At 59.9% G+C, this 22,948-nt stretch carries 24 protein-coding genes and 1 pseudogene; 9 read left to right on the top strand and 16 right to left on the bottom strand.

Annotated elements, in window-relative coordinates; all coding sequences use genetic code 11:
* Window positions 1-212: 212 nt before the first annotated feature.
* A complete protein-coding gene (locus tag B3N48_RS24920; protein WP_296188228.1) occupies window positions 213-2,279 on the top strand; it encodes an AsmA family protein in 2,067 nt (688 codons plus the stop codon).
* A gap of 345 nt (window positions 2,280-2,624) precedes the next feature.
* On the opposite strand, the gene B3N48_RS24915 is transcribed toward B3N48_RS24920, so the two are convergent.
* Window positions 2,625-3,158 carry a ferritin-like domain-containing protein gene (locus B3N48_RS24915; RefSeq protein WP_166595978.1) on the bottom strand — a complete coding sequence of 178 codons (534 nt, stop codon included), beginning with the start codon at window positions 3,156-3,158 and terminating at the stop codon, window positions 2,625-2,627.
* A 271-nt stretch (window positions 3,159-3,429) separates the two neighbouring features.
* Window positions 3,430-3,768 carry an osmotically-inducible lipoprotein OsmE gene (gene osmE, locus B3N48_RS24910; protein ID WP_296188225.1) on the bottom strand — a complete coding sequence of 113 codons (339 nt, stop codon included), beginning with the start codon at window positions 3,766-3,768 and terminating at the stop codon, window positions 3,430-3,432.
* 212 nt (window positions 3,769-3,980) lie between these two features.
* Between osmE and B3N48_RS24905 the strand changes: the two genes are divergently transcribed.
* Both B3N48_RS24905 and B3N48_RS24900 read left to right on the top strand, forming a co-directional pair.
* Complete coding sequence (locus tag B3N48_RS24905) at window positions 3,981-4,871, top strand: esterase/lipase family protein (RefSeq protein ID WP_296188224.1); 891 nt, start codon at window positions 3,981-3,983, stop codon at window positions 4,869-4,871.
* Window positions 4,872-4,930: 59 nt separating this feature from the next.
* Window positions 4,931-5,167: a hypothetical protein gene (locus B3N48_RS24900; protein WP_296188222.1), complete on the top strand. Its 237-nt coding sequence runs from the start codon at window positions 4,931-4,933 to the stop codon at window positions 5,165-5,167.
* Window positions 5,168-5,186: 19 nt separating this feature from the next.
* On the opposite strand, the gene B3N48_RS24895 is transcribed toward B3N48_RS24900, so the two are convergent.
* Window positions 5,187-6,071, bottom strand: a complete 885-nt coding sequence (locus tag B3N48_RS24895; protein ID WP_296188220.1) for a DMT family transporter — start codon at window positions 6,069-6,071, stop codon at window positions 5,187-5,189.
* Window positions 6,072-6,223: 152 nt separating this feature from the next.
* Here B3N48_RS24895 and B3N48_RS24890 point away from each other — a divergent pair, with 152 nt between their 5' ends.
* Both B3N48_RS24890 and B3N48_RS24885 read left to right on the top strand, forming a co-directional pair.
* Window positions 6,224-6,514 carry a PsiF family protein gene (locus B3N48_RS24890; protein WP_296188339.1) on the top strand — a complete coding sequence of 97 codons (291 nt, stop codon included), beginning with the start codon at window positions 6,224-6,226 and terminating at the stop codon, window positions 6,512-6,514.
* A gap of 203 nt (window positions 6,515-6,717) precedes the next feature.
* Window positions 6,718-7,728, top strand: coding sequence for an AI-2E family transporter (locus B3N48_RS24885; RefSeq protein ID WP_296188217.1), 1,011 nt, complete (start codon window positions 6,718-6,720; stop codon window positions 7,726-7,728).
* A gap of 186 nt (window positions 7,729-7,914) precedes the next feature.
* On the opposite strand, the gene B3N48_RS24880 is transcribed toward B3N48_RS24885, so the two are convergent.
* Window positions 7,915-9,180 (bottom strand): Hsp70 family protein, encoded by a 1,266-nt coding sequence (locus tag B3N48_RS24880; protein WP_296188215.1) that lies wholly within the window; start codon window positions 9,178-9,180, stop codon window positions 7,915-7,917.
* A gap of 297 nt (window positions 9,181-9,477) precedes the next feature.
* Between B3N48_RS24880 and cbpA the strand changes: the two genes are divergently transcribed.
* Window positions 9,478-10,434 (top strand): curved DNA-binding protein, encoded by a 957-nt coding sequence (cbpA, locus tag B3N48_RS24875; RefSeq protein WP_296188213.1) that lies wholly within the window; start codon window positions 9,478-9,480, stop codon window positions 10,432-10,434.
* A gap of 2 nt (window positions 10,435-10,436) precedes the next feature.
* Window positions 10,437-10,736 carry a chaperone modulator CbpM gene (locus B3N48_RS24870; protein WP_296188210.1) on the top strand — a complete coding sequence of 100 codons (300 nt, stop codon included), beginning with the start codon at window positions 10,437-10,439 and terminating at the stop codon, window positions 10,734-10,736.
* Window positions 10,737-10,897: 161 nt separating this feature from the next.
* Here the strand turns inward: B3N48_RS24870 and B3N48_RS24865 are convergent, their stop codons facing one another.
* Entirely contained in the window at window positions 10,898-12,031 is a 1,134-nt protein-coding gene (locus tag B3N48_RS24865; RefSeq protein WP_296188208.1) for a sensor histidine kinase, read from the bottom strand.
* A gap of 183 nt (window positions 12,032-12,214) precedes the next feature.
* Between B3N48_RS24865 and B3N48_RS24860 the strand changes: the two genes are divergently transcribed.
* On the top strand, window positions 12,215-12,487 hold the full coding sequence (locus B3N48_RS24860; protein WP_296188206.1) for a hypothetical protein: 273 nt from the start codon (window positions 12,215-12,217) through the stop codon (window positions 12,485-12,487).
* Between the two features lie 107 nt (window positions 12,488-12,594).
* Here B3N48_RS24860 and B3N48_RS27010 read toward each other — a convergent pair.
* Window positions 12,595-13,218: pseudogene (locus B3N48_RS27010) on the bottom strand (hypothetical protein).
* A gap of 210 nt (window positions 13,219-13,428) precedes the next feature.
* Between B3N48_RS27010 and B3N48_RS24845 the strand changes: the two are divergent.
* Window positions 13,429-13,809 (top strand): thioredoxin family protein, encoded by a 381-nt coding sequence (locus B3N48_RS24845; RefSeq protein WP_296188204.1) that lies wholly within the window; start codon window positions 13,429-13,431, stop codon window positions 13,807-13,809.
* 88 nt (window positions 13,810-13,897) lie between these two features.
* On the opposite strand, the gene ureC is transcribed toward B3N48_RS24845, so the two are convergent.
* From ureC to urtB, 10 genes are all read right to left on the bottom strand, one after another.
* Window positions 13,898-15,598, bottom strand: a complete 1,701-nt coding sequence (gene ureC, locus B3N48_RS24840; protein WP_296188201.1) for an urease subunit alpha — start codon at window positions 15,596-15,598, stop codon at window positions 13,898-13,900.
* A 119-nt stretch (window positions 15,599-15,717) separates the two neighbouring features.
* Window positions 15,718-16,023, bottom strand: a complete 306-nt coding sequence (locus tag B3N48_RS24835; RefSeq protein WP_296188200.1) for an urease subunit beta — start codon at window positions 16,021-16,023, stop codon at window positions 15,718-15,720.
* Window positions 16,020-16,556, bottom strand: a complete 537-nt coding sequence (locus B3N48_RS24830; protein ID WP_296188197.1) for a GNAT family N-acetyltransferase — start codon at window positions 16,554-16,556, stop codon at window positions 16,020-16,022. The genes B3N48_RS24835 and B3N48_RS24830 overlap by 4 nt, the downstream gene beginning before the upstream one ends.
* A gap of 47 nt (window positions 16,557-16,603) precedes the next feature.
* Window positions 16,604-17,143 (bottom strand): GNAT family N-acetyltransferase, encoded by a 540-nt coding sequence (locus B3N48_RS24825; RefSeq protein ID WP_296188195.1) that lies wholly within the window; start codon window positions 17,141-17,143, stop codon window positions 16,604-16,606.
* A gap of 29 nt (window positions 17,144-17,172) precedes the next feature.
* Complete coding sequence (locus B3N48_RS24820) at window positions 17,173-17,475, bottom strand: urease subunit gamma (protein ID WP_081563993.1); 303 nt, start codon at window positions 17,473-17,475, stop codon at window positions 17,173-17,175.
* Window positions 17,476-17,623: 148 nt separating this feature from the next.
* The gene (locus tag B3N48_RS24815) at window positions 17,624-18,469 is read right to left on the bottom strand and encodes an urease accessory protein UreD (RefSeq protein ID WP_296188193.1); all 846 of its coding nucleotides are present in this window, start codon (window positions 18,467-18,469) and stop codon (window positions 17,624-17,626) included.
* A gap of 49 nt (window positions 18,470-18,518) precedes the next feature.
* Window positions 18,519-19,217 (bottom strand): urea ABC transporter ATP-binding subunit UrtE, encoded by a 699-nt coding sequence (gene urtE / locus B3N48_RS24810; protein ID WP_296188192.1) that lies wholly within the window; start codon window positions 19,215-19,217, stop codon window positions 18,519-18,521.
* Between the two features lie 128 nt (window positions 19,218-19,345).
* Window positions 19,346-20,200 (bottom strand): urea ABC transporter ATP-binding protein UrtD, encoded by an 855-nt coding sequence (gene urtD / locus B3N48_RS24805; RefSeq protein WP_296188189.1) that lies wholly within the window; start codon window positions 20,198-20,200, stop codon window positions 19,346-19,348.
* On the bottom strand, window positions 20,197-21,276 hold the full coding sequence (gene urtC, locus B3N48_RS24800; RefSeq protein ID WP_296188187.1) for an urea ABC transporter permease subunit UrtC: 1,080 nt from the start codon (window positions 21,274-21,276) through the stop codon (window positions 20,197-20,199). Before urtC ends, urtD begins: the two co-directional genes overlap by 4 nt.
* Window positions 21,276-22,865, bottom strand: coding sequence for an urea ABC transporter permease subunit UrtB (gene urtB, locus B3N48_RS24795; RefSeq protein WP_296188184.1), 1,590 nt, complete (start codon window positions 22,863-22,865; stop codon window positions 21,276-21,278). The genes urtC and urtB overlap by 1 nt, the downstream gene beginning before the upstream one ends.
* Window positions 22,866-22,948 lie beyond the last annotated feature (83 nt).

Genomic DNA, 22,948 nt, shown 5'->3' with positions numbered 1-22,948 from the left:
TTCTGACGCGTACGCCTTGATTTCCGTGGCCTGCAGAATGATGCGCTAGGCTGTCTGGAAGCGTCTTGCCTCGCTCTGACGGGACAGCACGGAACTTTTCCGACCTTGATTTCCCGATTTCATCAAACCCACAGGGTTTTTGTCAGTCAGAGGGGGTAATGACGTTCGAGACGGGTCCAGGAAGGGCCGTCGGTAAATGGGGAGATAACGCAATGACGCGAGGCCGCAAGATTTTCGCCTGGACAGTCGGCATTCTGCTGCTGTTGCTGGCTGTACTGATTATCGTGATCGCAACCTTTGACTGGAATCGGCTCAAGCCGACCATTAACGAAAAAGTGTCGGCTGAGCTGCATCGACCTTTCGCCATCAACGGCAATCTGGCCGTGCACTGGCGTCGCGAACCCGATGAAGGCGGCTGGCGGGCCTGGGTGCCGTGGCCGCACATGTCCGCCGAAGACATCGCGCTGGGCAACCCCGAATGGTCGAAAACACCTCAAATGGTGACCCTCAAACGCGTAGAGATGCGCCTGTCACCGCTGCCGCTGTTGGCGCAACGGGTGGTCATTCCGCGCATCGACCTGACCGAGCCCAACGCCAAAATCGAGCGTCTGGCCGATGGTCGCGCGAACTGGGTGTTCGATCTGCCCAAAAGTGACCCGAACGCAAAACCCTCGAATTGGGTCGTGGACATCGGCTCCATCGGCTTCGACAAAGGCTTCGTCAGTTACAACGATCAGAAGATCAACACCTCGGTCGACGTAGTGATCGACCCTCTTGGCAAGCCGATTCCGTTCAGCGATATCGTGGGCAGTGGTGAAGCAAAGAAGGTCAAGGACAAAGGCGCCTCCGCTCAGGACTACGCCTTTGGTTTCACAGCTAAAGGCCAATACCACGGGCAAAAACTCAACGGCACCGGCAAAGTAGGCGGGTTGCTGGCGCTGAAAGATGCGGCGTTGCCTTTTCCGGTTCAGGCAGACGTCAGTGCAGGTAACACCCGCGTGGCAGTGGCGGGTACCGTCACGGATCCACAGAATCTCGGCGAGCTGGACCTGAGTTTGAAACTGTCCGGTGACAGCCTCGGCAACCTGTATCCGCTGACTGGGGTGACGCTGCCGGACTCCCCGCCGTATTCCACCGATGGCCGCCTGATCGCCAAGCTGCATGACCCGGCCGGGGCGTCGTTTCAGTACAAAGGCTTCAACGGCAAGATCGGCAACAGCGATATTCATGGGGATTTGGGTTTTGTCGCCAGCCAGCCGCGTCCGAAGCTGAGCGGGGCGTTGGTGTCCAATCAACTGCTGATGGCTGACCTCAAGCCGTTGATTGGTGCCGATTCCAACGCCGAGCAGAAATCCCGTGGCGGCGAGAGCAAGCAGCCCGCTGACAAAGTGCTGCCTGTCGAGGAGTTCAAAACCGACCGCTGGAGCGCGATGGACGCGGATGTCGAGTTCACCGGCAAGAAAATTGTCCAGAGTGCCGAGCTTCCGTTCACTGACCTCTACACCCACGTGGTGCTGAACGATGGTCAGCTCAGCCTTCAACCTCTGCGCTTCGGCGTGGCGGGCGGTAAGCTCGACGCCGATATCAAGCTCAATGGGCATTCCCAACCGCTGGAAGGCCGCGCGAGGTTGAGCGCGCGCAATTTCAAACTCAAGCAACTGTTCCCGACGTTCGAGCCGATGAAAACCAGCTTCGGCGAGTTGAATGGCGACGCCGACATCAGTGGCAAGGGCAACTCGGTAGCAGCGCTGCTGGGCACGGCCAATGGCGAGATGAAGCTGCTGGTGAACGACGGTGCGATCAGCCGCGACCTGATGGAGATTGCCGGTCTGAACGTCGGTAACTACGTGGTAGGCACGCTGTTTGGCGACAAGAACGTGAAGATCAACTGCGCTGCCTCTGACTTCGGCTTCAAGGACGGCCTGGCGACGAGCAACCTGTCCGTTTTTGATACCGAGAACGCGATCATTTACATCAACGGCACGGCGAACATGAAGAGCGAGCAGCTCGACCTCAAGATCACGCCGGAATCAAAAGGCTTCCGTGTCTTCTCATTGCGTTCGCCGCTGTACGTGCGTGGGCCATTCGTCAAACCGAGCGCGGGCGTGCAATCCGGCCCGTTGCTGTTGCGTGGCGCGGGGATGGTCCTGCTCGGTGCGGCGGTCGGACCTGCGGCGGGTCTGCTGGCATTGGTCGCACCCAGTGGCGGCGAACCGAACCAATGCGCGCCATTGCTGGAACAGATGCGCGCAGGCAAGGCACCGAAGACTGTTCAATAAACGCTGCAGGCTGGAATCCCACACCTTCCATGTGTGGGAGCCGGCCTGTTGCGGGCGGCGTTGCGACGAAAGCGCCGGGTTAGCCAATTTTTCATGTGGCTGAACCACTGGCTTCTCGGCCGTCGTCACCTCCGCCGTCTCCTACAGAACCGTCGCGTTGCAGGTATCTGCGCTAGTCATCCACTGTCTGGACCCTGTTGGATGTAGGTGCAACGCAGCATTAACTTGGGGAAGGCGCTGGAGGTACGACGCCAGCTAAGGCGCCTGACATGCCGACACATTGCTTTTAATGATCCACAAAAAAGCCAGGACATATGTCCTGGCTTTGGCGTTCCCGTAACGGCATCACAGCCCGTCGAGAATGTCCGCCATGTCGTCGGCGTGCTCTTCTTCCTGGGCCAGGATCTCTTCGAAGATGCGGCGGGTGGTCGGGTCTTTATCACCGATGTACTGAATGATCTCCCGATAGCTATCGATTGCAATGCGCTCGGCGATCAGGTCTTCGGTGACCATCTCTTTCAGCGTGTTGCCAGCCACGTACTGCGCGTGGGAGTTTTTCGACAGCAGGTCGGGGTTCAGTTCCGGCTCGCCGCCCAATTGCACGATGCGCTCGGCCAGTTTGTCGGCGTGTTCAGCCTCTTGTTCGGCGTGTTCCAGGAACTCTGCCGCAGCGACCTGGGCTTTGACGCCTTTTGCCATGTAGTAGTGGCGCTTGTAGCGCAGAACGCACACCCACTCGGTGGCCAACGAGGCATTGAGCAGGCGAATGATCTCTTCGCGGTCGCCGTCATAGCCTTCGGTGACTGCACCGTTTTCCACGTTGTGACGCGCACGTTCGCGCAGGGTGCTGACATCAGTTAATTGCTGCACATCGCTCATCATTCATCTCCAGGGCTAATCCGGTTCTTTGCCGTCTCGCTCTTGCCGCACCGACCGTTACTGTCTGGTCGATGCCCGGTGAGATCGGGTCTTATGGTGTGAGTGTCAGGCGCGGGGAAAAGTTTTATTTGTTTTGTTGTCGTCCGCACGGGCCACAGAAACCTTGTAGGAGTGAGCTTGCTCGCGATCAGGGTGTGTCAGCCTGTATCAATTTATGAGACAGACCGCCATCGCGAGCTAGCTCACTCCTTCAGTTCAGATTGCGTGTGGCTCACATCGCCTTTTCGTTCGCTTCACGCTGTTCGCAGGTCATGAAGCCCTTGCTGTCCACGCGGTCGTTCGCGCCAAAAGTCACGTAATAGGCCTGCTGATGGCCGTCCTTGTTCAGGATGTAGTTGTTGCAGGTGCCTGGGTGAACCTTGCGGTGTACGCGGGTGGACGGCTCGCCGCCAATGGTCAGCACTTGCTGCTCAGTCATGCCGGTGTCCACTTGCTTGACCAGCGGTTCGTTGCGATAGGTGGCGTAGTCCACCGGGTTCTGCAGGGTTGTCGAGGTGCAGCCCGCCAGCGCGGCCATTGCGAACAGAACTGCCAAAGATTGCTTGTACATAGCCGATCACTCCATAGAAAGGCCATTGATGGCCCGTTGCAGTTATGAGCGTTGGCCGATTGAAAGAGTTCGATCAAAAGATGGCGATGGGGCATTACCTGTTTTGTCATGATTGCTGAACGGTTTGCGGCTAGGGTTTAAGTCTGTTGACGCTCAACCACCTGGATGCATGTAAATCCTGTGGCCAGCCACACATGAGGACTCATTCGCACATGACGCAAGAACAGGCCACGCGTTATCCGATCGTGCTGGTGCCGGGTTTGTTGGGGTTCGTGAAGCTGATCGTCTATCCCTACTGGTTCGGCATCGTCCCGGCCTTGCGTCGAGGTGGGGCGAGGGTAATCCCGGTGATGGTCTCGGCAGTGAACTCCACCGAGATACGTGGCGAGCAACTGCTGGGTCGAGTGGAAGAAATCCTCAAGGAAACCGGCGCCACCAAGGTCAATCTGATCGGCCATAGCCAAGGCGCGCTGACGATCCGCTACGTCGCCGGGGTACGCCCTGACCTGGTGGCCTCGGTCACCTCCGTTGCAGGTCCGAACCATGGCTCGGAACTGGCTGACTACCTGGAAGCGCATTTTCCATCGAGCACACTAAGAGGGCGCTTGGTCAATGCCGGGATTCGGCTGACCTCATGGTTGCTCGCGATGCTGGACACCGGCTATCGCGGCACGCGGCTGCCCACGGATGTCGATGCCGCCCATCACTCACTGACCACCCGCGGCGTGGCCCGGTTTAATCAGTCGTTCCCGCAAGGTCTTCCGCAAACCTGGGGCGGGCAGGGCGCAGAATTGGTCAACGGAGTGCGCTATTACTCATGGTCCGGCACCTTGCAGCCGGGGCGTACGGACCGCGGAAAAAACCGCTTCGATACCACTAATCTCACCTGCCGAATATTCGCTCGCACGTTCACGAAAGAGCGGGGTCAATCTGATGGCATGGTCGGGCGAATGAGTTCTCACCTGGGCACGGTCATCGGTGACGACTTTCCGCTCGACCATTTCGACATCGTCAACCAGCACCTGGGTCTGGTGGGCAAGGGGGCCAATCCCGTGGGGTTGTTTCTTGAGCACGCCGCGCGCCTTAAAGCCGCCGGCCTTTGACTTTATGAGCCGTAGTTCGTGATCAGTGGACCCAACCGGGCCACTAAGGAAAGAGTGCGATGAGCGATAAAGAGCTTTATGAAATCGAGTACACCCTCGCTGGGGAACATCACGTCGATGTGATTGAAAATCTGGACGTCCCGATCATTGAGGTTGTGCATGAGTTGGCGCACAAACACCATGTCGCAGTAGCGGACGATCCACTCGATGCGGGTAATCCTCACGTCGGTCTGCCCCATGTGGCAGGCATTACCGACGTGTCGATCCACAGCGCGGAAAGTCGCGACGACGCGTGAGTCGTCGTAGGCGGCTGCGTTATCGATGGGAGGCTTTGCGCAGCGGGGTGGTCCAGCGTTCCGCAAGGATCACGCCGCTTAGCGTAAGCGCGCCGCCCATGAAGTGATACGACGCCAGTTGCTCGCCCAAGGCCAGGGCTGCAACCAAGGCGGTCAGAATCGGTACCAGGTTGAAAAACAGCGTCGTTCGGCTCGGGCCAAGGATGCTGATGGCTTTCATCCATAGCAGCGGCGCGACCATTGAGGTCGGGATGCAGGCGTAGAGCACCAGTGGAATATTGCTGGCGTCGAGGCCGGCTTTTGGCGACAGCAGGAACAACGGAAACAGCGCAATGATCGCTACGAGAATCTGTAGATACAGCAACTGCAGCGGGGGCATGCGCAGCTGCCATTTCTTCAAGAGTGCGCTGTAGGTTGCGTAGGCCAGCGTCGCGATCAGCATCATCAGGTCGCCGACATTGACGCCATGCGCGATCAGCAACGCCCAACTGCCTTGTGACACCACCAGCAGCACGCCTGCGAATGACACCAGTGCGCCGACCAGTGCGCCTGCCGTCAGCGCGGTGCCGAGACTGGCAATCGACATGCCCAGGGTCATCACCGGCACCAGCGACAGAATGATGCCCATGTTGGTCGCGGTCGTGATGTTTGCTGCGTAATACGCCAGGCTTTGATAGATGGCCATGCCCAACACGCCCAGAATCGCGACTTTACCCATGATCGGTTTGATGGCAGCGCGATTGCGCAACACCGGGCCGAGCAGAAACGGCGTGAACAGCAACCCGGCAAGCAGCCAACGATAAAAGCCGATCTCGGCGGGAAAAATGCGCCCGGCGGCCGCTTTGGTTATCACGTTATTGCCTGCCCAGATCATGACTGTGAGCAGGGGATACAGGTATTGCATGGGGAAACCGGTTGAAGAATGAGGCGCCATTATCGGCTTGTCAGCCAGCGCGTCCACCTCACATCGGCGTTTCGCCGAAATATATCGCAACATTCTTTGACTACACTGCTTCTCAATGCTGCGTGAATCGCGGCGTCCCCGGAGAAGAGTCGATGAAAATGCTGCGTGTTCCATTGTTGGTCATGGGTATGTTGATGTGCGCTCAAGGTTTCGCTGCCACGGCGCAGCAAAACAAAATGACTACCTGCAATGCCGATGCGTCGGCCAAATCCCTGAAAGGCGATGATCGGAAAGCCTTCATGAGCACTTGCTTGAAGGCCGCGCCAGCCCCCGCCGCAACCCAGCAGGAAAAGATGAAAACCTGCAACGCGACAGCCAGCACCCAGGCGCTGAAAGGCGATGCGCGCAAGTCGTTCATGAGCGATTGCCTGAAAAAAAAATAGGCCTGTAGAGCGTTACCCGCCGGTCAAACTTTACCGGTGGGAACCGGCTTGCTGCGGGTGGTTCCCACAAGGTGGGCGTCACTTCGGCAAGTCACGCGGTTTCAAATCATTGCGATACGACTAACGCCCCCTCCCGGCGCTGGTGGTGGACGGGGAACGCTGGCAGACTGCCCATCTTTTCAGGCCGTTTGTTTTGAGGCTGTATGCCAACGTTTTCGCCGCGTCATGTGTACATCGCCAGCTGCATTCTCGTGTTCGGTGGTCTGCTGGCGGTGTTGCCGCTCAAGCTCCTCCCCAGTCTGCTCGCAGGTTTGCTGGTTTACGAACTGGTCGACATGCTGACCCCCCAACTTCAACGCCTGATCGCAGGCGAGCGTGCACGCTGGTTAGCGGTGGCTTTGCTCGGGACATTGGTCGTCAGCGTCTTGGCGTTACTGTTTGCGGGCGCGATCAGTTTCATCCTGCACGAAGCCGAAAACCCCGGTGCCTCGCTGGATAAATTCATGATCCTGGTGGACCGCGCCCGAGGCCAATTGCCGCCCTTCATCGACGGGTATCTGCCAGCCAGCGCTTCTGAGTTCCAGGCCTCCCTGAGTGCATGGCTGACCAAACACATCGGCGAACTGCAACTGCTGGGCAAGGGCGCGGCGCACATGTTCGTGACCCTGCTGATCGGTATGGTCCTGGGCGCGATCATTGCGCTGCAACGCATTCCCGACGTTACCAAGCGCAAGCCCTTGGCGGCCGCGCTGTTCGAGCGTTTGCACCTGTTGAGTCAGGCCTTCCGCAACATCGTCTTCGCGCAGATCAAGATCTCGCTGCTGAATACCGCGTTCACCTCGGTATTTTTGGCCGTCATCCTGCCGTTATGTGGCGTGCATTTGCCGCTGACCAAAACCCTGATCGTCATGACCTTCCTGCTCGGCTTGCTACCAGTAGTGGGCAATTTGATGTCGAACACGCTGATCTTCATCGTCGGCATGTCGCTGTCGATTTGGGTCGCGTTGGCGGCGTTGGGTTACCTGATCGTGATTCACAAGGTCGAGTATTTCCTAAACGCCCGCATCGTCGGCGGGCAGATCAGCGCGAAATCGTGGGAGTTGCTGTTGGCGATGCTGATCTTCGAAGCGGCCTTCGGATTGCCAGGGGTCGTGGCAGGACCGATTTACTATGCGTATCTGAAGAGCGAATTGCGCAAGGTGGAGCTCGTCTGACGGCTCGACCTCTACTTGTTGGAGCGTGGCTTGTCCCGCGACCAGCCGGGAACCGGCAGCAAACCCTGAGACCGCGGTGTCACAGTTGCACTGCGTCCGCTGGCTTTACGACGGGTTCCCCGCCGGTCGCGGGACAAGCCACGCTCCTCAGCAGGGGGGGCGCAACCCGGTAATTTCTGGTCGTTCTCAGCCGTACCGCTTCTTCGCCTCGATGGCTAATCCGCTGCCGATGCTGCCAAAAATGTTCCCTTCTACGTGACGTGCCTTCGGCAGCATCGCTGCGACGCTGTTGCGCAGGGCCGGGATGCCGCTGGAACCGCCGGTGAAAAACACCGTGTCCACATCGGTCACGCCCACGTTTGCGTCCTTTAACAGGCTCGTCACGCTTTCACGCACGCGTTCCAGCAACGCATCGATCGATGATTCGAACAGTTCGCGGGTGAGATCGGCGTTCAAGCCGACCTCGATACGGTCCATCGGCACCACGCGGTTGTGGGCGTGAGTCAGCTGAATCTTGGTCTCTTCCACTTCCATCGCCAGCCAGTGCCCGGCGCGCTGTTCGATCAGTTTGAACAGCCGGTCGATGCCCAGGGTGTCCTCGATGTCGTAGCGCATGCTGCCCAGCGCCAATTGCGATTTCTGCGAATAGACCGAGTTGATGGTGTGCCAGGTCGCCAGGTTCATGTGGGTGCTGGTGGGCATGTAGGCGCCGCTTTTCATCCGGCTGCCATAGCCGAACAGCGGCATCACGCCTTGCAGACTGAGCTGTTTGTCGAAGTCGGTGCCGCCGATGTGTACGCCGCCGGTGGCGAGGATGTCCTGTTGGCGGTCATCGACCAGACGCCGTTGCGGTGACAGGCGCACCAGCGAAAAGTCCGACGTACCCCCGCCGATGTCGACGATCAACACCAACTCTTCGCGGTCTAGCGACGACTCGTAGTCGAAGGCTGCGGCGATGGGTTCGAACTGGAACGACACCTCTTTGAAGCCGATCTTGCGCGCGACCTCGGCGAGGGTGTCTTCGGCTTCCTGATCCGCAGCGGCGTCGTCATCGACGAAATGCACCGGCCGCCCCAGTACCACATGCTCGAACGGCTGACCGCTCGCGGCTTCGGCGCGCTTCTTCAATTCTCCGATGAACAGCCCGAGTAGATCCTTGAACGGCATTGCGGTGCCTAGCACGCTGGTGTCGTGCTTGATCAGCTTGGAACCCAGCAGGCTTTTGAGCGAGCGCATCAAGCGGCCCTCGTAGCCTTCCAGGTACTCGTGCAATGCCAGGCGGCCATAGACCGGTCGGCGCTCTTCCATGTTGAAGAAGACCACCGATGGCAGGGTGATCTTGTCGTCCTCCAGCGCGATCAGGGTTTCCGCTCCGGGGCGCAGCCAGCCGACCGTGGAGTTGGAGGTGCCGAAATCGATGCCAAGGGCACGGGCTGGGGATGAATCGCTCATGGTCTGTACGTTCCGGTCAAAAAAACGGCCGCGCAGTGTATGCGAGTGGACGACAGATGCGTAGCACGCGATGTCGGTTTTTCTTTTCATATGCGTCTATTTCACGCGGGCCGCTTGAATCAGCGCATATCACCCCAATCTCAAAGGCAACTCTTAATGCATATGGCCGGTTTGGACCCTGTTTCAAGCTCGCGAGGCCGTGTGCCGACAACCTTGCAACATTCAGCGCGGTCGACGTTCTCATCTGATAACGCGGTACTGAACTGTGCTGAAGACTCCGGAATGGGTGACCGTTAGATGGACTTCAAAGACTATTACAAGATCCTTGGCGTAGAGCCGACGGCGGACGATAAGACGATCAAGACCGCCTACCGCAAACTTGCGCGCAAGTATCACCCCGACGTCAGCAAAGAGCCGGGCGCGGAAGACAAATTCAAAGAGGCGTCCGAAGCCTACGAGGCGTTGAGCGACCCGGAAAAGCGCGCCGAGTACGACGACATCCGCAAATACGGCCAACAGGGCCGGTTCCAGCCGCCTCCGGGCTGGCAGGGACGCGGTGGTGCAGCAGGGGGAGGCTTCGGGAACGGCGGCTTCGAGGGCGGGGACTTCTCCGACTTTTTCAGTTCGATTTTCGGCAATCGTGGCGGTCAGCCGGGCGCACGCCCGCGCAGCACCGGGCGTAGAGGGCAAGACGTGGAACTGGACCTGGCGATTTTCCTGGAAGAAACCCTCTCGACCGAGTCGAAGAAGATCAGCTTCAAAGTCCCGCAGCACAGTGCCAACGGCCAACGCATGGCGGACATTACCAAAAACCTGAACGTTAAAATTCCGGCCGGCGTTTCCGATGGCGAGCGCATTCGTCTCAAGGGGCAGGGCGCGCCGGGCATGGCTGGCGGTGAAAACGGCGACCTGTTCCTGACCATTCGTCTGGCGCCGCATCCGCGCTTCGACGTCGAAGGTCATGACCTGATCATCACCGTCCCGCTCGCCCCGTGGGAGGCTGCGCTGGGAACGAAGGTCGCGGTGCCGACGCTCACTGGCAAGATCAACCTGACCATTCGTCCGGACAGTCAAAGCGGGCAGCGGTTGCGGGTTAAAGGTAACGGTCTGTTGAACAAGAAAGGCGAGCGTGGCGATCTGTTTGCGCAGCTGAAGATTGTCATGCCCAAGTCCACTGACGACGCCACCAAAGCGCTGTGGGAGAAACTGGCCGAGAAGGCCGCTTTCGATCCGAGGGCTCAATGGAGTAACTGATCATGAGCAACACCCTGGTCATCGACATGAAAGAGTTCTGCCAGGTGGTCGACGTGCCGGTCGCCTATGTCATCGAGATTGTCGAACACGGCATTGTCGAACCCCAGGGGCATAAGCCGGACGACTGGCTGTTCGATACGTATTCGCTGTCGATCGCCAAGCGTGCGGCCAAATTGCATCACGATCTGGCAATGGAGTGGGACGGCGTTGCCCTGGCGTTGAACCTGCTGGACGAGCTTGAGCAAGTGCGGGCCGAGAATCGCATGCTCAAGCAGCGATTGGGCAGGTTTTTGCAGGATTGAGCGTGCATCGCGATACGTGCAACACCGCTTACCCCCTGTGGGAGCCGGCTTGCTGGCGAATGCTGTGTAATAGTCACCTTCGCAGTGCCTGACCTGAGGCTTTCGCCAGCAAGCCGGCCCCCACGGGGATAGGAGTTCGGCGGGCGATCGGCAGACCGCCTTCAGCCCTTCTTGGGCAACACCACGGTAAACGTGGTCCCATCGCCGACGTTTGACGTCACGGTGATGCTCCCGCCGTGTGCATTCACCACTTCCTTGACGATGAACAGTCCCAACCCCAGGCTGGTGGACGGGTTGTGGTTGCCGGCTTCTTCGTTGTTGGCGCGAACCATCGGGTCGAAGATGCTGCCGATGGCTTCCTGGGCAATTGGCTCGCCTTCGTTGTGCACCGAGAGGCTGATGTGATGTTCGCCGCCAGTCAGCGTCACGCTGATCTTGTGCGTTGCTGCGCCGTGCTGCAGGGCATTGCCGATCAGGTTTTGCAGCAGTTGGTCAATTCGGGCGCGATCCCATTCACCCTGCGTGTCCCCCTCGGAGATGAACGTCGGGTCGCAGTCGGGATGCCCGGCGATGGCTGCATCGATGGCGTCGCGGCAGGCCAGGGTCATTTCCATGGGCTTGCGTTCCACCGGCAAGCTCGCCCCCAGACGACTGCGCACGAATTCCAGTAAATCGTTGACCATGGTCGCCATGTATCGACCGCTGCTTTTGATGCCCTTGATGTAGGCCATGTCCGCGTCGCTGATGGTGGTTTTACGCATCAGAATTTCGGATGACATGCCAATGGCCTGCAGCGGTGCGCGGAGGTCATGGCCCAGAATGGCCAGAAAGATGTCGCGCGAGCGATTCACACGCTCGGCATAGGCCGCCGTCGATTCGGCCAGCGCTTCGTCAATCGCCTCGTTGAAGCGGATCATGTCGGTGAAGTAACCGATCTCCGGAGACGTCAGGCTTTCGACCCAGAACCGAATCACTGTCGCGCGCAGGTGACGAAACTCCGACGTCATCTGCACCAGGTCAAAGCCCACGATGTGCCGCAACTCGCCGTGGCTGGCCGCCGCTTCGTCCAGCGTCGGCGTTATGCCGAGTTCTTCACCCTGAGACTTGGCAATCCGCTCGGCCTTGGTCTGGGCCGTGTTCATGTCCCGGGCCGCGGCCAGGAGAATGGACTGAGCGTGATCGCGCAGCTCCACACTGTTCATCGAATCAGCCGCGGGGGTCAGCGTCGCGGCGAATTTTTCCCATTCATCGACGATACGGTCCACATTCTGAACGATGAAATCGGAAAGACGCATGGGGGTACAACCTTGCTGGCGAAGCGCTGAGTGAAAGTGGGGCCATCTTAGCGCCATGTTGTGACGGGAAGAACAACAGTTTTACGCAAGGGCTACTGTCATTTCTGACAGTAGACAGGGCGCGGAGGGGAGCTTAGCGTGGCTCTGAAAACGCTGCTCAATCGTGCGTCCAAGGAGGACACCATGTCGAAAGAGGAATTTGTGCTATTCGCCAATGAGCAAGTTGCCTTGCTCACCGAGAAAATCGAAGACGACAAACATGCTCCAAGCGATCCCAACGACGACGTGTCCAGAGGCAAGCTGCTGGTGTATCAGGCGTTGGAGAAGGGTGTGAGTAACGAGAAACTGTCCAATCAGGAGTTGGGTGTAGTCGGAGCGATCAATGACATTTTGCAGAAAGTGGGGCTGCTTAGTGGCAAGACGACTTTGCCTGCGTTGATCAGCAAAGGTTCCTGATTGGTGGCGTAGACCAGTAGTAGCGCGCTTGCCCGCGATAGAGATGTGTCAGGCGACATCTCTGTCACCGGGAGACCGCAATCGCGGGCAAGCGCGCTCCTACAGCGTCAGAACAGAAAATACCGCTGCGCCATCGGCAACACGTCCGCAGGCTCGCACCACAACAACACGCCGTCGGCCTTGACCTGGTAGGTTTGCGGATCGACGTCGATCTTGGGCAAATAGTCGTTGTGAATCAGATCGGCCTTGGTGACGCTGCGGCAGCCTTTCACTACGCCGATCTGTTTCTTCAACCCCAACTGTTCGGGCACGCCGGCATCGAACGCCGCCTGGCTGATGAAAGCGAGGCTGCTGGCGTGCAGTGAGCTGCCGTAGCTGGCGAACATCGGGCGGTAGTGCACCGGCTGCGGGGTCGGGATCGAGGCGTTGGCATCGCCCATGAGGCTGGCGGCGATGCGCCTGTCCTTGAGGCCGACGTCGGCTTTACGATGCCCAGTGATCGATGATCAGTGCGTTGGTGATCAGCGTGTCGACCACGTCATCGGCTGACCGCTGGCCCCGGCCCATGCCATCGCGGATGACCTTGCCGCCGCCGGATTTCACTTCTTCGCCGTAAGTGGTGAAGTCTTTCTCGACTTCGACCACAGTTCAGTGTCGGCCAGACGCACGCGGTCACCCACGGTAGGGCCAAACATGTCGGCGTAGGTTTGTTTGGAAATTTTCATTCGCATGCCTTGAGATTCAATCGGATTCGAGACCGCTCGGGGTGCTCGCTCTTGCTGGCAAAGCGCTGAGTGAAGGGCGAGCCATATTAGCGCCATGTCGTGACGGGAAGAACAACCGGTTTGCGCCACGTCTACTGTCATTTCTGACAGTAGACGTGCACGCGTGCGAGGCATACGTTCATCTAACCCTTCAAACACTGAAGCAAGGAGCTCACCATGGACGTGATTGTTGTTGACGACTCTAACTTTGAAACTCAGGCTGGCGCGAAAGGACGTCTGGCGGTCGTGGAATTTTCCACTCGGGAAAAAAAGACCGCGAAAGGCACCGCTAATGCCAGTGCCAGAATGGACCCTATCTTCGATGAGGTTGCGAAGGGCTACAGCGACACCGGCAAGGTCGCGTTTTTTAGGGTCGAGATTGCGTTGGACAAGAATTTGTCCGACTTCCTGAGCCCCATCACCTCAAAGAAATACGGGATTAATCACGGGCCGACCATGGTGTTCATCAAGGACGGAAAAGAAGTTGTCCCTCAGTTGGTGGGGCAGTATCCCGCAAAGGATCTCAAAGATAAGGTCGATAAAGCGTTAGACGATTGAGGGGCTCGCTGTGAGGCGTCAGCGGTTCGGGCAAACGTGAATGTCCGCTGCCGTCGTAACCTCCGACGTCTCACACAGGGTATGCGCGTCAGAACAAGAAATACCGCTGCGCCATCGGCAACACGTCCGCAGGCTCGCACCACAGCAACACGCCGTCGGCCTTGACCTGGTAGGTTTGCGGATCGACGTCGATCTTGGGCAGGTAGTCGTTGTGAATCAGGTCGGCCTTGGTGACGCTGCGGCAGCCTTTCACTACACCGATCTGTTTCTTCAAACCCAACTGTTCAGGCACGCCGGCATCGAACGCCGCCTGGCTGATGAAGGTCAGGCTGCTGGCGTGCAGTGAGCTGCCGTAGCTGGCGAACATCGGGCGGTAGTGCACTGGTTGCGGGGTCGGGATCGAGGCGTTGGCATCGCCCATCAGGCTGGCGGCGATGGAGCCCCCCTTGAGGATCAGCGTCGGTTTGACGCCGAAGAATGCCGGGCGCCACAGCACCAGGTCCGCCCACTTGCCCACTTCCACCGAGCCGACTTCGTGGCTGATGCCGTGTGTGATCGACGGGTTGATGGTGTATTTGGCGATGTAACGCTTGACCCGGAAATTGTCGTTACCCTCACCGTCACCCGGCAGGGCGCCGCGCTGGCGTTTCATCTTGTCGGCGGTCTGCCAGGTGCGCAGGATCACTTCACCCACGCGGCCCATGGCCTGACTGTCGGAGCTGAGCATCGAGAACGCGCCCAGGTCGTGGAGGATGTCTTCGGCGGCGATGGTCTCACGACGGATGCGGCTTTCGGCGAAGGCCACGTCCTCGGCGATGCTCGGGTCCAGGTGGTGACAGACCATCAGCATGTCCAGATGCTCGTCGATGGTGTTGCGGGTGAACGGCCGGGTGGGGTTGGTCGAACTCGGCAGCACGTTAGGGAAGCCGCAGGCCTTGATGATGTCCGGCGCGTGGCCGCCCCCGGCGCCTTCGGTGTGATAGGTGTGAATGGTGCGGTTCTTGAACGCGCCGAGCGTGGTTTCGACGAAGCCGGACTCGTTCAGGGTGTCGGTGTGGATCGCCACCTGCACGTCGTACTGATCGGCGACGCTCAGGCAGTTGTCGATGGCGGCCGGCGTGGTGCCCCAGTCTTCGTGGAGTTTCAGGCCGATGGCGCCCGCCTTGACCTGCTCGATCAAGGGCTCGGGCACGCTGACGTTGCCCTTGCCGGTGAAGCCGATGTTCATCGGAAACGCCTCGGCGGCCTGCAGCATGCGCATCATGTGCCATTTGCCGGGAGTGACGGTGGTGGCATTGGTCCCGGTCGCGGGGCCAGTGCCGCCGCCAATCATGGTCGTGACGCCGCTCATCAACGCTTCTTCGATCTGCTGCGGACAGATGAAGTGAATGTGGGTGTCGACGCCGCCTGCGGTGAGGATCATGCCCTCACCAGCGATGACCTCGGTGGCCGCGCCGATGGCGATGGTCACGTCCGGCTGAATGTCCGGGTTGCCCGCTTTGCCGATGGCGGCGATGCGCCCGTCCTTGAGGCCGACGTCGGCTTTGACGATGCCCCAGTGATCGATGATCAGTGCGTTGGTGATCAGCGTGTCGACCACGTCATCGGCTGACAGCTGGCCCTGGCCCATGCCATCGCGGATGACCTTGCCGCCGCCGAATTTCACTTCTTCGCCGTAAGTAGTGAAGTCTTTCTCGACTTCGACCCACAGCCCAGTGTCGGCCAGACGCACGCGGTCACCCACGGTAGGGCCAAACATGTCGGCGTAGGCTTGTCGGCTGATCTTCATTCTCGTTCCTCGAATCAATTTGAGCTGCAAGCTTCAAGCTGCAAGCCTCAAGTAAAAGCGGAATTGTGTACGCCGCGGACTGCTGTTTCTTGCCGCTTGTGGCTTGAAGCTCGGCGCTGCTACAGGTCGCCCATTACCCGCCCGGCGAACCCGAACACCCGACGCAACCCCGCCAGGTCCACTAGCTCGACTTCTCGCGCCTGGCCCGGCTCGAAGCGTACGGCGGTGCCTGCGGGGATGTTCAAGCGCATGCCGCGGGCGGCGGCGCGGTCGAAGGTGAGGGCGTCGTTGGTTTCGAAGAAATGGAAATGCGACCCGACCTGAATCGGCCGGTCGCCGCTATTGGCGACACTGAGGGTGATCGTCCGGCGCCCGACATTGAGTTCGATGTCACCGGGCTGGATCTGGTATTCACCAGGAATCATGCGCTCTTCCTCGACAGTAACTTGTAATAAATGGCGGTGGCGTGGTACTCGCCGTCCGGGTTGCAGGCGTAGTCCGGCAGTTGGCCGCACAGCTCATAACCCAGCGCGCGATAGAAATCTTCGGCCGGTGAACCGGCCAGGGTGTCCAGGTACAGCAGCCCGCGTTTGTGCTGCGCGGCGGCCTGATCGACGGCCTGCATCAGTTGCGTCGCCAACCCGCGACGGCGGGCGTGATGCAGCACCAGCAGCTTTTGCACTTCGGCACGGTTCAGGCCGTTGGCCTTTTGGCACAGCGCCAGTTGCACGGTGGCCAGCACCTGCTCGTCCTGCACCACTACCCACATCAACACCTTGCCCAGCTCGACCTCAGTCTTGACGCTTTCCCACCAGCCGTAGGCCTCATCGGCGCTCAGATCAGCCATGAAGCCCACGGACGCGCCTCGGTGCACGGCGTCCAGCAACAACGCCACCAGACCGTGACGGTAATGCGCAAAGCTTTCACCGGTGACGCGTCGCAGCTGGGCAGCATTCATGACTTGGCTTCCTTTAAAGAAATCAGGGCATAGCGTTGGCGAACGGGTTACTGACCTGGCGCTTGGGAAGGCGGCGCCTTGGCGCCCGGCGACAGGTCCAGTTGCATGAAGGTCAGGTCCAGCCAGCGACCAAACTTGGTGCCGACTTGCGGCATTTGGCCGGTGGTGGTGAAGCCTTGTCGTTCATGCAGGTGAATCGACGCTGCATTCCCACTTTCTATGGCCGCGACCATCATGTGCTTGTCACAGGTTTTGGCTCGCTCGATCAGCGCTTTCATCAACAAGGGACCGAGGCCATTGCCGCGCTGATCGGCGCGCACGTAGACCGAGTGTTCGACGGTGTGGCGGAAGCCTTCGAAGGGCCGCCAGTCGCCGAACGAGGAATAGCCCAGCACCTGATCGGCACCATCGACGACCACCAGAATCGGATAAGCCTGGGTCTGGCGTGCGGCGAACCACGCTTCGCGATTGGCCAGGTCAACGGGTTGTTCGTTCCAGATCGCCGTGGTGTTGAGGACGGCGTCGTTGTAGATGTCCAGCACGGCAGGCATGTCAGTCAGCAGCGCGTCACGAATCGTATACGTCATGTTCGTTTTCACTTGTTCAAAAGGGTGTTTCAGGCAATCGGCTGGTGGACGGTGACCAGCTTGGTGCCGTCCGGGAAGGTGGCCTCGACCTGGATCTCCGGGATCATTTCCGGGATGCCTTCCATCACTTGTTCACGGGTGAGCAGGGTGGTGCCGTAGTGCATGAGTTCTGCGACGGTCTGCCCATCGCGCGCGCCCTCGAGCAGCGCGGCGGAAATGAAGGCCATGGCTTCCGGGTAGTTGAGCTTCAAGCCCCGTGCCAGTCGCCGCTCGGCCACCAGGCCTGCGGTGAAGATCAGCATCTTGTCTTTTTCGCGTGGCGTCAGGTCCATGTTTTTTTCCGTTTCAAAACCAAATAAGTTGAAGCCACCGCAAATCTTGTAGGAGTGAGCTTGCTCGCGATAGCGGTTCTTCAGAGAAGGATATCTGTCTGACTCACCGCTATCGCGAGCAAGCTCACTCCTACAAGGGCCACGGTGCTTAAGTACTCCAGATTCTGGGTGCGACCGCGTCGCGACCAAGCAGAGCAGGCCGCAGCAGTGTCCATAATTCAATCAACCAGGCCCGCGCATGCAGCGCTTCGTCAGCCAGGCAGCGCGCCACGATCAGACCCGGCAACTGGCTCAAATCCCCACGCACCGGCGAGTGTTCAGCCCGTTCGCGGCAACGCTCCATCAGCTCCGCGTCAATCTCCCCGGTCACGATCAGCGTCGCGAACACCGGTTTACCGCACAGGCCCACCGGTGAATCCAGCAAGGCGTCATTGCCCGTGAGGCGCTGGCGTTCATGCCACAGCAATTTGCCGTCCCGTCGAATGTCCAGATGCGCCTGAAAATGCCCTTGATCGAAACGCTCGCCACTGGCCGGGCGCCCCAGCGCGACGACGTCCCAATAAAACAGCCGCGCATCGCCCTCCAGATCAATGCGGGTGGTCAGTTCGGCCTTGGCCTCGCTGAAGGCAATCGTCTCCTGCGGCAGCCATTCCAGCGTCGCGCCTGCGGCGACCTTCAATTCAAGCTGTTGATAAGCGGCGCCTGCGGCGCGATACCACTTGGCGGCGCCCGGGCTGGTGAGCTGCACCCAGGCATCGGGACCAACGCTGGCGCTGATGTCGAGGCGATCCCCACCGGCGATCCCGCCCGGTGGGTGAACGATGATGTGCTGACAGACTTCCGGCCCTTCGGGGTACAGGTGTTTTTGCACCCGCAGGGGGCCTTTATGGCGGCGTTGGGTCGGGCGCGTGGTGTCGTCGAAACGCCCATAGCCCAGCTCCAGCTCGGCGTGCCAGCTGGGCGTGAACAGGGCGGTGTGGGCAGGAAGATTCATAGAATTCGCAATCGCACGTCGAAGGCGTCTACCTTAGCTGATCGGGGCATCAAATGGTCACCAGACCACGAACGCCCTCGGCTTCCATGTTTTCACCGCGACCGTGCTGAATGATCTCGCCACGGGACATGACGATGTACTGATCCGCCAGCTCGGCGGCGAAGTCGTAGAACTGCTCGACCAGCAGAATTGCCATGTCGCCGCGGGCCGCGAGCTTCTTGATCACTGCGCCGATTTCCTTGATCACCGAGGGCTGAATGCCTTCGGTGGGTTCGTCGAGAATCAGCAGGCGGGGCCGGCTGGCCAGGGCGCGGCCGATGGCCAGTTGCTGCTGTTGCCCGCCTGACAAGTCGCCGCCACGGCGATGTTTCATTTGCAGGAGCACCGGGAACAGCTCGTAGATGAAGGCGGGTACTTCTTTGGCCTCGGAGCCAGGAAAGCGGGACAGCCCCATCAGCAGGTTTTCTTCCACCGTCAGACGCCCGAAAATCTCGCGGCCTTGCGGCACGTAAGCGATGCCGGCGTGCACGCGCTGGTGCGGTTTGAAACCGGTGATCGGCTTGCCCTCCCACTGCACCATGCCTTCTTTGGCGGGCAGCAGGCCCATCAGCACTTTCAGCAACGTGGTCTTGCCCACGCCGTTCCGGCCCAACAGGCAGGTGACTTCGCCGATCTTCACGTCAAAAGACAGGCCACGCAGGATGTGGCTGCCGCCGTAGTATTGGTGAAGCTTTTCAACCTGGAGCATGGCTACATTCTCATGCAATTAATCAAGACCTGTAGGAGTGAGCTTGCTCGCGATAGCGGTTCGTCAGGCGATGATGTGTTGACTAGGCAATCGTCATCGCGAGCAAGCTCACTCCTACAGGGGCGGGGTTATCTGCCGAGATACACCTCAATCACCCGCTCATCCGCCTGCACGTCTTCCAGTGAGCCTTCCGCCAGAACACTGCCTTGGTGCAGCACGGTCACGTGGTCGGCGATGGTGCCGACGAAGCCCATGTCGTGCTCGACCACCATCAGCGAATGCTTGCCCGCGAGGCTTTTGAACAGTTCAGCGGTGAACTCGGTTTCGGCGTCGGTCATGCCCGCGACGGGCTCATCGAGCAGCAACAGCTGCGGGTCCTGGACCAGCAACATGCCGATTTCCAGAAACTGCTTCTGTCCGTGGGAAAGCAGTCCGGCTGGACGCTCCGTCGAGGCGGTCAGGCGTATGGTTTCCAGCACTTCGCTGATGCGGTCGCGCTGCTCGCCGTTGAGCCTGGCCCTCAGGCTGGCCCACACCGACTTGTCGGTCTTCTGCGCCAGCTCCAGGTTCTCGAACACGCTCAGCGCTTCGAACACCGTGGGCTTCTGGAATTTGCGCCCGATCCCGGCCTGAGCGATCTGCACTTCGCTCATCCTGGTCAGGTCCAGCGTCTCGCCGAACCAGGCGGTACCGTGGCTGGGGCGGGTCTTGCCGGTGATGACGTCCATCAGCGTGGTCTTGCCCGCACCGTTGGGGCCGATGACGCAGCGCAATTCCCCCACGCCGATGTACAGGTTCAGGTCGTTCAGCGCCTTGAAACCGTCGAAACTCACGCTGATGTTTTCCAGCGTGAGAATGGTGCCGTGCCGAGTGTTCAGGCCTTTCCCTGCGACCTGGCCCAGCCCGATGGCGTCGCGGCTGGTGCCAGCGTCACTGTTCGGGTCCAGCAACGGATCGAACGCGGGAGTCGGTGTGCTTTTCATTGTTCGTCCCTTTTTTTCATCAGGCCAATCACGCCTTTGGGCAGGTACAGCGTCACCACAATGAACAGCGCCCCGAGGAAGAACAGCCAGTATTCAGGGAAGGCCACGGTAAACCAGCTCTTCATGCCGTTGACCAGACCGGCGCCCAGCAACGGGCCGATCAACGTGCCACGACCGCCCAAAGCGACCCACACCGCGGCTTCGATGGAGTTGGTCGGCGACATTTCGCTGGGGTTGATGATGCCCACTTGCGGTACGTACAGCGCCCCTGCCAAGCCGCATAACACCGCACTCAGTACCCACACGAACAGCTTGAAACCACGGGGGTCGTAGCCGCAGAACATCAAGCGGTTTTCCGCATCGCGCACAGCGGTCAGCACCCGGCCGAATTTGCTGCGTGCCAATCGCCAGCCGACGAACAGGCTGCCGACCAGCAACGCCACGGTGAGCAGAAACAGCACTGCCCGCGTGCCTTGCGAAGTGATGCTGAAGCCTAGAATGCTGCGGAAGTTGGTGAATCCGTTGTTGCCGCCAAAACCCGTTTCGTTGCGAAAGAACAGCAGCATCCCGGCGAAAGTCAGGGCTTGGGTCATGATCGAGAAATACACGCCCTTGATTCGCGAGCGGAAGGCGAAAAAGCCGAACACCAGTGCCAACAGACCCGGCGCCAACACCACCAGGCACATCGCCCAGAGGAAATGCTGGGTGCCGACCCAGTACCACGGCAGCTCGGTCCACGACAGGAAGGTCATGAACGCGGGCAGGCCGTCGCCCGAGGCTTCGCGCATCAGGTACATGCCCATCGCGTAGCCGCCCAGGGCGAAGAACAGGCCGTGCCCCAGCGATAGCAGGCCTGCATAGCCCCAGACCAGATCCAGGGCCAACGCAACGATGGCGTAACACAGAATCTTGCCCACCAGCGTCAGGGTGTAGGCCGAGACCTGTAGCGGGTTGCTTTCGGGCAGTAGCGACATCAGCGGCAAGGCGATCAACAGGGCGAGGATGACCAAGCCCACTCCGAGCGTGACTTTGGTGCCAGCGCGTTGCGCGGCGGTAACCATCATTGGCTGGTTCATCAGTCGATCACCCGTCCTTTGAGCGCGAACAGCCCTTGCGGACGTTTCTGGATAAACAGAATGATCAGCGCCAGGATCAGGATCTTGCCCAGCACTGCGCCAATTTGCGGTTCGAGAATCTTGTTGGCGATGCCCAGCCCGAAGGCGGCCATCACGCTGCCGGCCAGTTGACCGACACCGCCGAGCACCACCACCAGGAACGAGTCGATGATGTAGCTCTGGCCCAGGTCAGGACCGACGTTGCCGATCTGACTCAGCGCGACGCCGCCCAACCCGGCGATGCCGGAACCGAGTCCGAAGGCCATCATGTCGATGCGCCCGGTGGGCACGCCACAACAGGCGGCCATGTTGCGGTTCTGGGTCACGGCGCGCACGTTCAGACCCAGGCGGGTCTTGTTCAGCAGCAGCCAGGTCAGCACTACCACGAACAGCGCGAAGCCAATGATGATGATCCGGTTGTACGGCAGCACAAGGTTCGGCAGCACCTGAATCCCGCCGGACAGCCAGGCCGGATTGGCCACTTCGACGTTTTGCGCACCGAACACCACGCGAATCAACTGAATCAGCATCAGGCTGATGCCCCAGGTGGCGAGCAGGGTTTCCAGCGGGCGGCCGTACAAGTGGCGAATCACTGTTCGCTCCAGCGCCATGCCGATGCAGGCCGTGACGAAGAACGCCACCGGCAGCGCCACCAGCGGGTACAGCTCGATCGCGCCTGGGGCATAGCGTTGGAACATGATCTGCACCACATACGTGGCATAGGCGCCGAGCATCAGCATTTCGCCGTGGGCCATGTTGATCACGCCCAGCAAGCCGAAGGTGATCGCCAGACCCAACGCGGCCAGCAGCAGGATCGAGCCGAGCGAAATACCGCTGAACACCTGACCGATCACTTCGCCGATCATTAGCTTGCGTTTGACTTGCGCCAGACTGGTCTCGGCCGCCAGACGCACCGAGGGATCGGTTTCGACGTTCGGTTCCAGCAGGTTTTCCAGGCGCGTCCGGGCCAAGGGATCGCCGGTTTCACCCAGCAGGCGGACAGCGGCGAGGCGCACCGTCGGGCTGGTGTCGACCAGTTGCAGATTGGCCAGCGCCAGGTTCAGGGCTGAATGAACAGCGTCGTCTTTTTCTGCGGCGACCTGTTTCATCAGCAATTGAAGCTGCGCCGGACGTGCGCTTTTTTGCAGGGTCAACGCGGCGGCCAGACGCAGCTTGGCGTCGGCAGCGAGCAGTTGGTGACTGGCCAGCGCCGTTTCCACCAGACCGCGCAGGCGGTTATTCAGGCTGATCGCCTGTGGCTCGTCGGGATTAGGGGCGTCCGCTAAAGCCGGAGCGTTGGGATCCACGGCGGTGTAAGTGTCGCCGTTCTGAATGAACGCACGGTTGCTGCTGTCGGCGGCCACGCGACCTTCCTGCAGGGCAACCAACAATTCGACGCGCGCCGGATCGGGCTTGGCGGCCCAGGCTTCCAGCAATTCTGCGCGTTCGGGAGATTCGGCCGCGACAAAGTCGCTGGCATCGCTGGCATGCGCCGCGAAAGGCAGCAACAGGCTCAACGCGAGGATGAAGCGGTAGAGAGGTATGGGCATATCGGTGTCCTGGAAGCACCCGCATGACATAACGTCATGCGTGAAACTCTGTAGGAGCGAGGCTTGTCCCGCGATCGGCGGGG

Origin of the sequence: Pseudomonas sp. UBA1879, from assembly GCF_002338065.1 — a bacterium.
Taxonomy (GTDB): domain Bacteria; phylum Pseudomonadota; class Gammaproteobacteria; order Pseudomonadales; family Pseudomonadaceae; genus Aquipseudomonas.
Note: the sequence above shows the minus strand (reverse complement) of the source record. Positions and strands in the feature narration are given on the sequence as shown.